At 72.7% G+C, this 13,802-nt stretch carries 14 protein-coding genes; 3 read left to right on the top strand and 11 right to left on the bottom strand.

The window, feature by feature from the left end:
- Nucleotides 1–95: 95 nt before the first annotated feature.
- Nucleotides 96–812, bottom strand: a complete 717-nt coding sequence (locus tag JNW87_RS23525) for an SHOCT domain-containing protein (protein WP_201749479.1) — start codon at nt 810–812, stop codon at nt 96–98.
- Between the two features lie 259 nt (nt 813–1,071).
- Nucleotides 1,072–1,758 carry a VOC family protein gene (locus JNW87_RS23520; RefSeq protein WP_109800280.1) on the bottom strand — a complete coding sequence of 229 codons (687 nt, stop codon included), beginning with the start codon at nt 1,756–1,758 and terminating at the stop codon, nt 1,072–1,074.
- A gap of 97 nt (nt 1,759–1,855) precedes the next feature.
- Here JNW87_RS23520 and JNW87_RS23515 point away from each other — a divergent pair, with 97 nt between their 5' ends.
- Nucleotides 1,856–2,812 (top strand): hypothetical protein, encoded by a 957-nt coding sequence (locus tag JNW87_RS23515; protein WP_109800281.1) that lies wholly within the window; start codon nt 1,856–1,858, stop codon nt 2,810–2,812.
- Between the two features lie 99 nt (nt 2,813–2,911).
- A complete protein-coding gene (locus tag JNW87_RS23510) occupies nt 2,912–3,385 on the top strand; it encodes a hypothetical protein (protein WP_109800282.1) in 474 nt (157 codons plus the stop codon).
- A 123-nt stretch (nt 3,386–3,508) separates the two neighbouring features.
- Here the strand turns inward: JNW87_RS23510 and JNW87_RS23505 are convergent, their stop codons facing one another.
- Nucleotides 3,509–5,227, bottom strand: a complete 1,719-nt coding sequence (locus JNW87_RS23505; protein ID WP_236647328.1) for an ABC transporter ATP-binding protein — start codon at nt 5,225–5,227, stop codon at nt 3,509–3,511.
- 157 nt (nt 5,228–5,384) lie between these two features.
- Here JNW87_RS23505 and JNW87_RS23500 point away from each other — a divergent pair, with 157 nt between their 5' ends.
- The gene (locus JNW87_RS23500; RefSeq protein ID WP_109800284.1) at nt 5,385–5,801 is read left to right on the top strand and encodes a MarR family winged helix-turn-helix transcriptional regulator; all 417 of its coding nucleotides are present in this window, start codon (nt 5,385–5,387) and stop codon (nt 5,799–5,801) included.
- 36 nt (nt 5,802–5,837) lie between these two features.
- Here the strand turns inward: JNW87_RS23500 and JNW87_RS23495 are convergent, their stop codons facing one another.
- The 8 genes from JNW87_RS23495 to JNW87_RS23460 all read right to left on the bottom strand — a co-directional run bounded on the left by JNW87_RS23495 (nt 5,838) and on the right by JNW87_RS23460 (nt 13,273).
- Nucleotides 5,838–6,494: a GNAT family N-acetyltransferase gene (locus tag JNW87_RS23495; RefSeq protein ID WP_109800285.1), complete on the bottom strand. Its 657-nt coding sequence runs from the start codon at nt 6,492–6,494 to the stop codon at nt 5,838–5,840.
- A gap of 126 nt (nt 6,495–6,620) precedes the next feature.
- Nucleotides 6,621–7,550: a DUF559 domain-containing protein gene (locus JNW87_RS23490; RefSeq protein WP_238454399.1), complete on the bottom strand. Its 930-nt coding sequence runs from the start codon at nt 7,548–7,550 to the stop codon at nt 6,621–6,623.
- A 22-nt stretch (nt 7,551–7,572) separates the two neighbouring features.
- A complete protein-coding gene (locus JNW87_RS23485; protein WP_109800286.1) occupies nt 7,573–8,199 on the bottom strand; it encodes a TetR/AcrR family transcriptional regulator in 627 nt (208 codons plus the stop codon).
- A gap of 173 nt (nt 8,200–8,372) precedes the next feature.
- The gene (locus JNW87_RS23480) at nt 8,373–9,644 is read right to left on the bottom strand and encodes an ABC transporter substrate-binding protein (RefSeq protein WP_109800287.1); all 1,272 of its coding nucleotides are present in this window, start codon (nt 9,642–9,644) and stop codon (nt 8,373–8,375) included.
- A 51-nt stretch (nt 9,645–9,695) separates the two neighbouring features.
- On the bottom strand, nt 9,696–10,838 hold the full coding sequence (locus JNW87_RS23475; RefSeq protein WP_109800288.1) for a branched-chain amino acid ABC transporter permease: 1,143 nt from the start codon (nt 10,836–10,838) through the stop codon (nt 9,696–9,698).
- Nucleotides 10,835–11,713 (bottom strand): branched-chain amino acid ABC transporter permease, encoded by an 879-nt coding sequence (locus JNW87_RS23470; protein WP_109800289.1) that lies wholly within the window; start codon nt 11,711–11,713, stop codon nt 10,835–10,837. Before JNW87_RS23470 ends, JNW87_RS23475 begins: the two co-directional genes overlap by 4 nt.
- Before the next feature lie 28 nt (nt 11,714–11,741).
- Nucleotides 11,742–12,458, bottom strand: a complete 717-nt coding sequence (locus JNW87_RS23465) for an ABC transporter ATP-binding protein (protein WP_109800290.1) — start codon at nt 12,456–12,458, stop codon at nt 11,742–11,744.
- Entirely contained in the window at nt 12,455–13,273 is an 819-nt protein-coding gene (locus JNW87_RS23460; RefSeq protein WP_109800291.1) for an ABC transporter ATP-binding protein, read from the bottom strand. The genes JNW87_RS23465 and JNW87_RS23460 overlap by 4 nt, the downstream gene beginning before the upstream one ends.
- Nucleotides 13,274–13,802: the final 529 nt, after the last annotated feature.

Raw genomic sequence — 13,802 nt, 5'->3', positions numbered from 1 at the left:
TCGACCACCACGTCGACGACTACATCGCCCGCGCACGACTCAAAACCGCAGCCTGAAAACCTGACTCAGTTGTTCAGATTCTCGAACCCAAGGATCTAGAGCCGCGACAGGATCTCCGCCTTCTTCGCCGCGAACTCTTCCTCCGTGAGGATTCCCGCGTCCCGAAGCTCGCCCAACTGCCGAAGCTGCGCGATCGGATCGACCTGCGGCGGCGCGGACGGGACGGCTGGGGCCGCCGGCGGCTGCGGCACCATAGCGGGCGCGCCGGAGTAGTGCCGGGTGTTCATCCGCTCCTGCTGGGCCAACCTGGCCGCGTGGGCCGTCTCGTTGATGATCGACACCGCCTTGCGGGGCTCCGGGATGTCCTCCAGCACCACCAGCTCGAAGCCGTTCGAGCGCTGCACCTTCACCATCACGTTGCCGACGCCCCGGGCCTTCTGGGTGATCGACTGTCGCAGGTCCACGTCGACCACGTCGCCGATCGGCACCTGCTGCGCATTCGTCGAGAGGACGCCCCGCTCGAAGTAGAGCATCGTGGCCGTCAACTTGTACCGGCCGGCACCGATACCGGTGATGGGTTGACCGGTGGCGGCCCACAGCACGCCCGGCTCGACGGCCGGCGCCACCTGCGGCCGGGGCGGCGGGGCTGCCGTCGGCGGCAACGACTGGGTGCCGGTCACGGGCGGCAACTCGAGGGTCGCTGGGCGCGGCTCGGGCGCGATGACATCGGTGGTGCTCCGCACCGCCGGAAGGTTCATCGGGGCCTGCGGGGCGGCGTCGTCGACGTAGAGTTGCCACCCGACCGGGGGCACGGGCCACGTTGGATCCGGCTGCCATCCCGCTGGCGGGAGCCAACCTTCAGGTGCCGCCGGCCAGCCCGGTGGAGTGTTGAACCGCAACGCCATGATGCTGTGCCTAACTGTGTCGCTGATCAGAAGCGACAGCAGCCTAGCCGCGCCTCACGGCCGACGGGTTCCGCCGAATGACCTGACTCGACCGTCCGATGCTGCCGCGAATTCCCGCCCCCGGAGCCGATCCTCACCCAGGCCGTGGCTAGCGAGAGGCCGAAGGTCAGCCCTGCGCGGCCCGGTCCGGGTGTGCCTGGTGGAGCTGGAGGAACGGGCCCAGACCCATCCCGTCCTCGGTGGCCAGGAACGCGCCCCGGGCGTTGAGCAGGGCCTCGTCGGCGTGTGCCAAGCAGCCCCACACCGTGTCGCCCCACGAGTCGGCGAGCTTGACCTCGGCCGGCTCCGGGCACGCCTCGCCGCGCGGGCCGCCGATCTGGCAGTGGGCCGGCGCGCCGCCCCGGCGGCTGACCGCCTCGGCGGCCTCGCGGATCAGCGAGAAGCGCGCCTCGCCGCCGGGCTGCTCCACCCGGGCCTGCTCGGGGACGACCCGACGCTGCCCGAACACCACCACGTTGCCGTCCGGGTCGGCGGTCCGGCACTCCCCGCCCGGGGCGTGCTCCGGATAACCGGCACGCTCGACGGGATGTCCGGCGTCGGTCAGCCGCTGGAGCGTCGCGGCGAGGTCGCCGACGTAGAGGTAGATCAGCAGGGGCAGTTCGACGGTGACCAGGCGCGGCTGCACCGCCGCCAGCAGCATGGTCAGTTCCCCGCACTGCAGGTACGACCAGCGGGACTCGCCCTCACCGCCGGAGCGCTGCTCCGAGTAGCCGAAGGCCTCGTAGAACCGCCGCGCGGCGTCGGCGTCCGCGACATACAGCACCGGCACCTGAGCCTGCACTCCGTCATGCACCGCGCCACTCTACCCACGATGCACCTGCGACTCACGTTTTGGAGATCGCATTTTCGGGAGATCGTCGGGTCACCCGGGTCCGCTAGCCTGACCAGCCATGACGATGATCCACCCGGTGCACACCCGCCTCGTCGACGGGCGGCTGCTCGCGTACGACCTCTCCCGACCGCCGGCCGCGACGGGCCCGCTCAGCCCGGACGCTGTCTTCGACCTCAGTGGCGAAGACGGCCGGATCGAGGGGCGGGCGGTGACCCGCGACCTGGGCCGGACGGTGTACGCGACGACAGACTCTGTGCGGTGCGTGGACCGGGACGGCCATGAGTTCTGGCGGCTGGAGTTCGGGCCGCGCCCGGAACAGGGACTCGTCAACGCCCGGGTCTCGTGCGAGTTCTCGGTCGATGAGCGGCTCGTGTGGATCTACCGGCCGGACGGGATGGCCATGCGCGGCAACGGGCTCGACCGGTGGCTGGTGGTCGACACGATGACGGGCGAGGTCCGGTCGGACGTCGAGTTGCAGAGCGTCGGCCACGGCGCGGAGCACTTCCCCGAGCCGGACGGTGTGCACATGCTGCTCGACGTCGGCGAGGGGCAGGACGGCTCGCGGGTGTTCCGGGGCCGGCTCACCGGGACCGGCATCGAGCTGACCGACTACCCGTGGGAGGACCGGGTCGTGGTCGACCTTGCCCCGGACGGTCGGCACGTGATGACCGTGCACCACGAGCAGGAGGACGTCGCCTTCCACACCTGGCCGGACGGCGCGGAGGTGGTCCGGATCCCGTTGGCGGCCTTCGGCCACGAGTGGGCCGACGCCATGGTCGAGTGGGCCGGCGGCTATCTCGACCCGGACACCGCCGTCGTCACGGTCGTCGGCGAGATCGAGGAGACCGAGGAGGAGTGGCACCGACACCACCTGGTGGACGTCCGCACCGGCGAGATCCGGGGCGTGCTCGACGCGCCGACCCGCACCTCGTACGACCTGGAACCGCTCGGCGACGGCAGCTTCCTGCGTACCGATGACGAGGGCCGGCCCTGGCGCCACCGGCACGGTGGCTGACCCGGCCGCGCCTGGCCGCCGTCCGATGTTCGCCGGGCCTTCGGCCGTCGGGCGTCCCGGCGCCCCCACGGGACCACCCAGCACCCGTACGATCCCGCCATGGTCTTCATCGACCGGCGTGAAAGCGAAGACTGGATGCCGCCGCAGCGGTCCGACTGCTCGTGCCCCGAGCACGACGACGAGCTGACCGGCCTGGCGTTGCCGGTCACCGAACGCGGCATGGAGCCGCTGACGGTCCGGGACCTCGTCGAGGCGAGTGCGCTAGGCGTCACGCCAGCGCAGTCGCGCGACCGGTGGCTGGAGATCTACGACGAGACCGACAGCGGCCCGGACCTGATCGGCCCGTTCCACTGGGGGCTGCGGCTCGGCGACGAGGCCCGGCTGTGCTACGACGACGACGCCGCGCGATCACTGGACCAGGCGCTCCTGGATCGGCCGGGCGTCGAGCGGGTCGAGTGGATGGAGCGCGAGGAGTTCCTGGTCGGCGCGCCCGGCCTCTGCGCGAGCGGCCTGCTGGCCGCGATGGCGCGAGCCCTGGCGGACCCGCGCGTGCGCGCCGCAGCCGGCCGGTAGCCCGCGGACGGCCCGGCCCGGCGGCCGGATCGGCGCGGGGTCGGGGCGTGCGCGGTCACGAGGAACGGGACCGGCTCGGGACCTGCCCTATCACGAGGGACGGCCCCGTCGGGCCGTGGCTGGTCACGCGGCGAGCGCCGCGTACCGGCCGGCCCGGTCGAGCAGGCTCTGGTGGGTGCCGGCCTCGACGATCCGGCCGTGGTCGATCACCGCGATCTGGTCGGCGTCCCGCACGGTGGAGAGCCGGTGCGCGATGGTGACCACGGTGCGGCCCTCCGACAGCGCGTCGAAGGCCCGTTGCACGGCGCGTTCGGTCTCGGTGTCCAGCGCGCTGGTCGCCTCGTCCAGCACCAGGATGCGGGGGTCGCGCAGCAGCGTACGGGCGATGGCCAGGCGCTGCTTCTCGCCACCGGAGAAGCGGTGGCCGCGGGAGCCGACGACCGTGTCGTACCCGTCGGGGAGGCCGGCGATGAGGTCGTGGATCTGCGCGGCGTGGGCCGCGGCCTCGATCTCGGCGTCGGTGGCGTCCGGCCGGGCGTACCGCAGGTTCTCCCGCACGGTGGTGTGCAGCAGGTAGGTCTCCTGGCTGACCACGCCCACGACGGCGGCCAGGTCGGCCAGGCGCAGGTCGCGCAGGTCGACGCCGTCGATGGTGACCCGGCCGGCGGCCGGGTCGTGGAACCGGGTGATCAGCGCGGCGAGGGTGCTCTTGCCGGAGCCGGTCTCGCCCACCAGCGCGAGGCTGGTGCCGGCCGGGACGTCCAGGCTGACGCCGGCGACGGCGGCGGTGTCGCTGCCCGGGTAGCTGAAGGTGACGTCGGTGAAGCGCAGGTGCCCGCGGACCCGGGCCGGGTCGATCTCGACCGGGCGGGCCGGGTCGTCCACCTCGACGGGCAGGTCCAGGTATTCGAAGATCCGGGCGAACAGCGCCAGCGAGGCGGTCAGCGAGACGCCGACGTTGAGCAGCCCCATCAGCGGCCGGAAGAGTCCGCCCTGGAGGGCGGTGAAGGCGACCAGGGTGCCGATGCTCAGCGTGCCGGCGGTCGCCGGGAGGCCGGCGCTGAGGTAGATGACCGCCGGGATGGCGGCGAAGATGACGGTCATCGCGGCCATCCGCCACCGGCCGGCCAGCTCGGAGCGGAGCTCGAGGTCGACCAGCCGGGCCGAGGAGGCGTTGAACCGCTCGACCAGTTTGGGCCCGGCGCCGAGGGTCTTGCTCAGCTGCACGCCGCTGATCGACAGCCCCTCCTCGATGGTGACGTTGAGGTCGGCGAGTTCCCGCTGCCGCTGCGCGGTGATCTCGCGGCGCATCCGGGCCACCCGCCGGGTCAGCCAGATCGCCGGGGGCAGCACGACCAGCGACACCAGGGACAGCCGCCAGCTCAGCGCCACCATGGCGACGGCGGTGGCGACCACGGTGGTCAGGTTGGCCGCGATGGAGGTGGCGGTGGAGGTGACGACGGTCTGCATGCCGCCGATGTCGTTGGTGATCCGGGACTGCACCTCGCCGGTGCGGGTGCGGGTGAAGAACGCGATCGACTGCCGGTGCAGGTGGGCGAAGACGTCGGTGCGCAGCCGGTGCATGACCTGCTGGCCAGCCCGGGTGGAGATCCAGGTCTGCACGACGCCGAGCACGGAGGTCACCGCCGCGACGGCGACCATGCCGAGGACCAGCCAGACCAGCAGGGTCAGGTCGCGCTCGGGCAGGGCCCGGTCGATCACGGTACGGAGCAGGAACGGCGACGCCATCGCGATGACGGACGACGCCACGATGATCGACACGACGACGGCCAGTTGGCCGCGGTGCGCGGCGAAGAGCCGGCCGACCCGGCGCAGCGACACCTGCCGGGCCTGCGCCTTCTCGGCAGCGCTGACGGTGCGTGGGCCGCCACCGCGGCCTTCTCGGGGTGCTTCCAACGGGTGCTCGCTTCCTGTTGGAGGTAATGCTGAGGTTACCTCATCGTGAGGTAGCAACAGGAAGTACTGCTACGGTATTCCCGTGACCGGGGACGACGAGGAGAGCCTGGCCGAGCTGTTCTGGGGGGTGGCCCGGCGGCTGCGCCACCAGTCCCGCCGCACCCTCGAACCGTGGGAGATCAACCCCGGTCACGCCCGCGCCCTGGCCGTGCTGATGCGGCACGGCGCGCTGCGGCTGAGCACGCTCGCCGAGCAGCTGCACATCGCGCCGCGCTCCACCACCGAGGTGGTCGACGGGCTCCAGGAGCGGGGCCTGGTCGAGCGGCGGCCCGACCCGGAGGACCGGCGCGCCACCCTGGTCGCGCTGACCGACGAGGGGACCCGGGTCGGTGCCGCCATCCGGGCCGCCCGGAACGCCGAGGCGGAACGCTTCTTCGGCGACCTCGACGAGGCCGACCGGGCCGACCTGGCCCGCATTCTCCGTACGCTGCGCGACTGACGCCCGCCGGTCAGGCAAGCGCCTGACGCCCGCCGGTCAGGGGAAGTGCAGGTGCAAACCGGGTGCCTGAAAGCTGGCGCAACGCCGTCGGGATCGCGGGTCGGAGCGCTGCCACCACAGCGCCTGCACCGCACGCCCGTCCGGCAGGACATGCCTCGGGTCACCGGCCACCTGGGCGAAGCCGGCCGACATCAGCCACCGCCGGCTCGCCACGTTGGCCGCCTCGCACCGCGCGACGAGATGGCACAGTCCGAGATGGCGGTGCGCGATGGCACAGACCAGCTCCAGCGCCTCCCGGCCGTAGCCCCTTCCACGGGCGTCGGCGACCACCGAACCGCCGACGTGCATCTGCCGCCCGGGCTGCACGTAGAGGCTGAAGCTGCCCACCAGCCGCCCGGTGCTCCGCTCCCGCGCCGTGAACGCCGCGGCCTCCCGGGTCCAGACCGGCACGTCGGGCGGGAGCCCGGCCAGGCCGGCGACGGCGGCCTCCTGGGAGACGCCCTGCCAGTAGCGCATCTCCTCGTCCTCCATCTCGGCGAAGTCGAGGAGGTCACGGACCCGGGCGACAGCGATCTCCAACCGGGCTGACCGGATCCGGTGCGTCGCACCCTTGCAGCTGAGGCCGGGCACACCGTGCCAGGCCAGCATGGTACGCAGGCCCGACAACCGCCCGCCGGGCAGCGACTCGATCATGACGCCGAGGGTAGGGCAGGAGCCCTGATCGGCACGATGCCCCTTCCTGGTCGACCTTTCAGCCGCCGCCCCCGGCCGCGCGACGGACGGCCGTTGGACGATCACCGCAGCCCTCCCTCAGCCCGGTCAGTGGCCAGGACGACGGCTGGCGAGGATCGCCAGGATCTCCCGGCGTACCTCGTCGGTCTCGTGCACCAACCGGCGGTGCGCGAACCGCACCACCAGGATGCCGAGCGTGGCCAGCGGCGCGTCCCGCCGCAGGTCGATCTCCCGCTGCCGGCGATCGCCGTGCGTGGTCGCGCCGTCGAGTGCGAAGTCGACGCGTTCGGGCTCGGCGTAGACGTCAAGGTAGATGCTGCGGCGCCGGGCCTGGATGCGTACCTGCCGCTGGAAGGCGGGCAGGTCGGGGCCGGTGAAGACGTGGTCGTGGCCCCAGATCTCCAGCGGGCTGCGGCAGCCGGCGGCGAGCCTCGGGAGCAGCGTCCGCAACTCGGCCCAACCGGTCAGCCTCGGCACGGTCGCGAGGGCCGCGTCGACCCGCTGGGGCGTGGTCAGCCGGTCGTTGACCGCCCGGATCAGGGGAGCCGGGTGGTCGAGTGGTGGCAGCGCCGGCCACGCGTCGACCAGCGCGCTTTCCAGCCGTACGACCGGGAGTTCGCGGCGGGTGACGACGTGCGGCGGTTCCACCGTGAAGCCTCGGCGGTGGTGCACCACGAGATGGGGCCGGGTGCGCAGGCCGGAGTCGGCCGGCACGTCCAGGTGCACCGGCTCGCCCGGGGGTTGCCCGCGCAGACCCCACGCGTCGAGGGCGGTGAGGCTGCTCAACGCACCCCGCCCGTCCGCGTGAGCGAGCACGGCGCGCTGCGCCACTTCGGGACTCAGCCGGGCGAGGAGGGGAAGGCCGGCGTCCGGCCCGGGCGGGACCAGGCGGGTGTCCACGTAGACCTGCGGCAGCACCCGGAGCAACCGGCCGGCGTGGCAGGCGGCCCGCAGCGTCGACTCCGGCACGACCTGGCCGGCCAGCGCCCGGGTCACCAGCCCGCCACCGCGGTCCACCAACGAGGCGGGGTGGGGTGGGTTAGCGGAGGGCGGCGGCGATGGCGTCGACGAGGAGGGCACCGACGGTCTGCGCCAGGATGGCCCGGGCCGCCTCGACGTCCAGCCCCATCGCGTCGCGCATCATCGACCAGGCCGCCCAGGTGCTCGCCACCGTCAGGGCGTCGAGCAGCTGCTCGTGCCCCTCCCCCGCCTGCGCCAGTTCCGGGCCGAACGCGAGCTCGATCTCGCGGCGCATCCGGGCGATGGCTTCCTCGCGGTTGCGCCGCAACTGGGGTGAGAAGGGCTCGCGCAGCGCGGAGGCACGGGCCGAGGGCGCCAGCGCCTCGACCATCTGGACCCGCTGGGCGCAGAACTCCGCGATCCGCCGGCTGAGGGGCCACTCCGGCGGGATCGGGCGGAACAGCGACTCCTGCCGCTCGCTGACCCGCTGCCCGGTCGCGGCGTACAGGGTCTCCATGTCCTTGAAGTTGGTCCACAGGGTGCGCAGCGACACCCCCGCGCGTTCGGCGATGCGCTCCCCGGTGGGCTTGAGGTCTCCCTCGTCGATCAGCGCCAGGTGCGCCTCGACGATGGCGCCGCGGGTGCGCTCGCCCCGCGCCGCCCGCCCGTCCACCCGTGCCGGCGCGTCGGCGTCCACCTCGATCATCTGACGGTCCCCTGTCCGGACGGGCGGCGGCGCCGAAGGAAGTTGCACCGCAAGCGTAACGACGCCCGACAGGTGCTCGGAGGCCGCCGCGACTCACCGGGGCCGGGCCGCCACGACGCCGTGGCGGCCCGGTCCCGACTGGCCTGCCGGCCGGTGACCGGCGGTCGCGCCGGTCAGGTCGTCGGGATGGCGTCCGCCGGCGGCGCGGTCGGCGCCTCGGTGAACTCCTTGACCTCGCCGTCACCGTCGTCGGTGGTCCAGGTCGGGCCGAAGTAGCTCTGTACGCCGCCCGTGACCTTGTTCATCCGCACGCCGCTGTAGCCGGCGTGCACGTCCTGGCTGTACCGGAACGGGGTGAGGCCCGGCCCCTTGAAACCGCCCTTGTGCACCGCGTCGACCAGCTTTTCCCGGGTGAGGTCCTTGCCGGCCGCCAGCAGCGCCTGCACGAAGGTGTACGCCATCGAGTAGCCGTAGACGGCGTTGCCGTCGATCGGGTTGGCTGCGTTGTACTGCTGGTGGATCTTCGTGAACGCCTGGATCCACGGGTTGCTCGCGTCGCCCGCCATCGGCAGGTAGTTGTCGGCGAGCATGCCCTCCAGGATGACCTTCTTGTCGCCGAGCTGCTTGGACAGCGTGGTGTAGTCCGCGCCGACGTTGGACACCACCCACTGCGCCTTGAACCCCTGGCCGGCGGCCTGGCCCATGGCCAGCGCGGTGAACCCGGGGATGCTCGCCGAGATGACCACCTGGCAACCGGCCGCCTTCAGCGCCCCGATCGCCGGGCCGACCTGCGGGTTGGTGGGGGTGTAGGTCTGCTTCGCCGCCACCGGTCCGAGGATCTTCTCGACGCCGACGAGGGAGTCGCGGCCGAAGTCGTCGTTCTGCCCGAAGTGGCACACCTTCTGACCGGGGAACTGCTGCTTCACGTAGGTGGCCAGGATCTTGCCCTCGACGGTGTAGTCGGGCTGCCAGCCGAAGGTGGTGGGGTACTTGTCGGGCTGGTTCCAGTTCCGGCTGCCGGAGGAGACGAAGAGGTCGGGCACTTTCTGGGTCTTGACGAACTCCAGCACGTTGGTGTGGGTGGGGGTGCCGAGGCCGCCGAGGAGCGCGAAGACCTTGTCGTCGAGGACGAGCTTGCGGACGACGTTGTCGGTGTTCGCCGGGTTGTAGCCGTCGTCCATCACCTTGTAGACGATCTTCCGGCCGTTCACGCCACCCTTGCTGTTGACGTGGTCGAAGTACGCCTTGGTGGCGGCGGAGATCTTGGAGTAGCCGGCCGCGGCCGGACCGGTGAGCGGCTGGTGGGTGCCGATCACCACCTCGGTGTCGGTGACGCCCGGGACGTTCTCGGCCGCCTGCTGCTCGTCGTTGGCGCAGGCCGACGAGCCGATCAGCAGCGCGAGGCCGGCGGTGGCCGCGAGTACGCGGTGTGCGGTGGGATACATGGTTCTCCATTCCGGTGCGACGGGGTGCGAACGGGGGTGGAACCCGGTGGCTCAGCGGCGGGCGGTCCGGCGGCTTGGCCGCAGACGCGCGGTGAGGGTGCGGGCGGCACCCTGGAGGCCGCCCGGGGCCACGAGCATGACGACGATGAGGATCAGTCCGAACACGGCGAGGGCCAGGTTGCCCTCCAGCCGCTGGGCCAGGCCCGACGGCAGGGTGAAGGTCTCGGTGATGAGGCTCGGCAGGTCCTGCAGCGCCACCAGCAGGACCGCGCCCCAGACCGCGCCGGCGAGGCTGCCCAGGCCGCCGATCACGATCGCCATCAGCAGGAACAGCGACAGGTCCAGCGAGAACTTGCCCGGGGCGACGGTGGCGGTGAGCACCGCGTACACGCCGCCGCCGAGGCCGGCGCAGGCGGCGCTCACCACGAAGGCGAGCACCTGGTTGCGGGCGACGTGGATGCCGGCCAGCCGGGCGGCCACCTCGTCGTCGCGGACGGCGCGCAGCGACCGGCCGAACCGGCTGCGTACCAGGTTCGCCATCAGCAGCATCGTCAGCAGGGCGGCGAGCAGCGCGACCCAGGCCAGCCAGCGCTCCGGCTGGAAGTACGCGCCGAGGAACGCCGGCGGCGTCTCCGTCGGGAAGCGCAGCCCCTGCTCGCCGTTGAACAGGTCGGTGAAGATCGTGGTGAGCGCCGGGACCAGGGTCGCGACGGCGAGGGTGACGCCGGCCAGGTACGGCCCGCGCAGCCGGGCGGCGGCCAGCCCGATGACCAGGCCCGCCACCGCGGTCACCGCGGCGGCGAGCAGCAGCGACAGGGGCAGGATCCACCGGCCCTGCACCGCCCGCTCCTCGAAACCCTGCTGCACCAGGGCGACCGTGTACGCCCCGGTCGCCATCAGCGCCCCGTGCCCGAGGGAGAGCTGGCCGTTGAGCCCGACCAGAACGGTGTAGCCGGCGGTGACGCAGAGGAACGCGCAGACCCGGGCGACCTGGAGATTCTGGTACGGCGCCAACTGGTTGGTCACCAGCACGACCGCCGTGCCGGCGAGCACGGCCAGAATCAGGTGGCGCAGCAACGTCGAACCGCGCGGTCCGGCGGCGCCGGGCGGGCCGGGCCACCACCGGCGCAGCGGTGACGGGGTGGCGGGCCGAGGCGCCACGGTGGAGACCTCGGGAGGCTGGGTCGCGGTCACACGTGCCTCGCTCTCACGCTGGAGAAGAGCCCCCCGGGGCGGACGAGCAGGACCGCCAGCAGCAGGACGAGGATGGCCAGCGGCGTGGTGTCGGGGCCGAGGTAGCCGGTGACGTACGACAGGATCAGGCCGACCAGCAGGCCGCCGACCACGGCGCCGGCCGGGCTGTCCAGGCCGCCGACCACCGCGGCGGTGAACGCGACGACGAAGACCAGGTCCATCGCGTGCGGGTGCAGCCCCAGCCCGGTGGGGACGACCAGCATGCCGGCGAGGGCGCCGACCGCGGCCGCGAGGGCCCAGCCCACGGTGAGCATCCGGCCGACGTTGACGCCGAGCAGCCGGGACACCTCCGGCGCGAAGGCGGACGACCGCATCCGCAGGCCGATAGGCGTCCGGGTGAACAGCAGCCCGAGCAGCACCACGACCGCCAGGACCGCGCCGAGGACCCACAGGTCGTACGGGGACATCGCGGCGATCCCGCCGAGGGACAGCGCGTCGGTGTCGAACGGCGCGGCCGCCGGCCGGTACTCGTTGCCGAAGACGATGCCGAGCACCGCCTGGATCAGCAGCACCAGGCCGAGGGCGACGATGACGTCGTTGAGCGGGTTGGCGTGGCCGACGAAGCGCATCAGCACCCGCTCGACCAGCGCGCCCAACGCGAGGCCGGCGAGGACGGCGGCGCCGAGGCCGAGCCAGTACGAGCCGGTGGCGGAGACGACGGCGTAGCCGACGTAGGCGGTCGCCACGGCCATCGCACCCTGCGCGAAGTTCACCAGACGGGCCGCCCGCCAGATGAGCACCAGGGCGAGGGCGAACGCCGCGTAGACGGCCCCGGTGGACAGCCCGTCGAAGGTGAGGAACAAGAACCGGTCCAAGCGCTGATCCTTCCTACGTGCCGGGCGGTCAGAACCCGAGGTACGCGTGGCGCAGCGTGGCGTCGTCGCGGAGCTGCGCCGCCGGGGTGGCCATCACCACCCGGCCGAGGGACATCACCACGCCCTGGTCGGCGACGGAGAGGGCGCTGCGGACGTTCTGCTCAACGAGCAGGACGGTCAGGCCGTCGTTGTCGCAGAGCCGGCGCAGCAGCGCCATGATCTGGGCCGCGACCCGGGGGGCGAGCCCGAGCGACGGCTCGTCGAGCAGCAGCAGTTTTGGGCGCGCGATCAGCGCCCGCCCGAGGGCGAGCATCTGCCGTTCCCCGCCGGAGAGCTGGTGGCCGGCGTGCCGGCGCCGCCGGGCCAGCGGCTCGAAGAGCTGGTACACCTCGTCCTGCGCCCGGCGGGCGTCGGCCCGGTCCCGGCGCCACAGGCCGCCGAGGCGCAGGTTCTCCTCGACGGTCAGCTCGGCGACGATGCCGCGTCCCTCGGGCACGTGCGCCAGGCCGCGCCGGACCAGGCGTTCGACCGGTACGCCGCGCAGGTCCGCGCCGTCGTAGCGGACCCGGCCGCCGGTGGGCCGGAGCAGGCCGGAGAGGGTGCGCAGCAGGGTGGTCTTCCCCGCGCCGTTGGCGCCGAGCACGGCGGCGATGGTGCCGGCGGGCACGTCGAGCGTGACTTCGCGCAGCACCGGCACCGGTCCGTAGCCGGAGCTGAGCGCCTCGACCTCCAGCAGGGCGCTCACGACGCGGCCCCCGGCGTCGTCTCGGCCGGCACGTCGGCGCCGAGGTACGCCTCGGTCACCAGCGGGTCGTCGCGCACCTGCTCGGGTGTCCCGGCGGCGATGACCTTGCCGAAGTCGAGCACCACGATCTCGTGGCAGACGGACATCACCAGGTCCATGTGGTGCTCGACCAGCATGATCGAACAGGCGGCGCCGGCCCGGCCGGGCAGCGCGGTGACGAGCTCGCCCAGCTCGGCGATGTCCTCGGCGCTCAGCCCGCCGGCCGGTTCGTCGAGCAGGAGCAGGCGGGGCCGGGCGATCAGGGCGCGGGCGAGGGCGACCCGTTTGCGGACGGCGTACGGCAGGGTGGCGGGGGCCGCCGCAGCGTGCTGCGCGACGCCCAGCTCGGCCAGCAGGTCGCGGGCCTCGTCGCGCAGCCGGCGTTCGTCGCGGTCGCTGCGGGGCAGGCCGAACAGGGCGGCGGCGAAGCCGGCCCGGGCGGCGTGGCTGGCGCCGGCCATCACGTTCTCGAGGACGCTGAGGCCCGGGAAGAGGCCGACGCCCTGGAGCGTGCGGGCGATGCCGAGCCGGGTGAGTCGGTGCGGGCGCGGCCGGAACGGCCGGCCGTCGAGGGTGAGCGAGCCGCTGGTCGGCGGGACGAACCCGCAGACGACGTTGAACAGGGTGGTCTTCCCGGCACCGTTGGGGCCGATGACGCCGACGATCCGGCCGGGTGGCACCCGCAGGGAGACGTCGTCGAGCGCGACCAGCCCGCCGAACCGCACGCCGACGTGGTGCAGGGCCAGGTCGATTCCGTCGGTGGGTGGAGGGCTCATCTTCACCTCTCGCAAAGACGCGGCGACGGGGGATGCGCTGGGCGACTCAGGCGAAGCGTGGGGCTGGTTATTACACCGGGAGTGTAACTTTCGAGCGGGGCTCGTCAATGGGTGCGTTACGACGCTGTGACGTCCGGGTGTCCTGGCAGGACGAGGCGTGAGCGCCAGTGGGTGGCGGTTCTCTTAAGCCGAATCCGTCCAGGACCGCGATCGCTGCGACGGTCGCATTCCAGAGCCGCTGGTCCTGGAGGTTACCGACGTCGGCCACGCCTGTCATCGTGTCGTAGCTTCGCCACCAGGAACGTCCGCACATGCCGTTGGCAGGGCAACCGAGACGACCGAATCCGCGGATGAGCGGACGTTCGCTCAGGCCTCGGCTAAGCCCTCATCAGAGGCGTCGAGTGGCTTGCGCCAGACCGACACGTGGCTCTCGCTGTCGGACGTGAAGGGCGCCCCGTCCCAGTCCGCCACACGCTGCTCCAGCGTCAAGCCGGCCAGCCGCGCCATGAGGTCGCACTCGGCGGGCCAG

Origin of the sequence: Micromonospora sp. ATA51 (assembly GCF_016802855.1) — a bacterium.
GTDB lineage: Bacteria > Actinomycetota > Actinomycetes > Mycobacteriales > Micromonosporaceae > Micromonospora > Micromonospora sicca.
This window is presented reverse-complemented; position numbering and strand designations above follow the sequence as displayed.

Bases quoted from the DNA above. Each gene is read 5' to 3' on its own strand.
- JNW87_RS23495 (WP_109800285.1), bottom strand. From the start codon at position 6,494: ATGATCGAGTCGCTGCCCGGCGGGCGGTTGTCGGGCCTGCGTACCATG.
- JNW87_RS23485 (WP_109800286.1), bottom strand. From the start codon at position 8,199: ATGATCGAGGTGGACGCCGACGCGCCGGCACGGGTGGACGGGCGGGCG.
- JNW87_RS23510 (WP_109800282.1), top strand. From the start codon at position 2,912: ATGGTCTTCATCGACCGGCGTGAAAGCGAAGACTGGATGCCGCCGCAG.
- JNW87_RS23460 (WP_109800291.1), bottom strand. From the start codon at position 13,273: ATGAGCCCTCCACCCACCGACGGAATCGACCTGGCCCTGCACCACGTC.
- JNW87_RS23480 (WP_109800287.1), bottom strand. From the start codon at position 9,644: ATGTATCCCACCGCACACCGCGTACTCGCGGCCACCGCCGGCCTCGCG.
- JNW87_RS23515 (WP_109800281.1), top strand. From the start codon at position 1,856: ATGACGATGATCCACCCGGTGCACACCCGCCTCGTCGACGGGCGGCTG.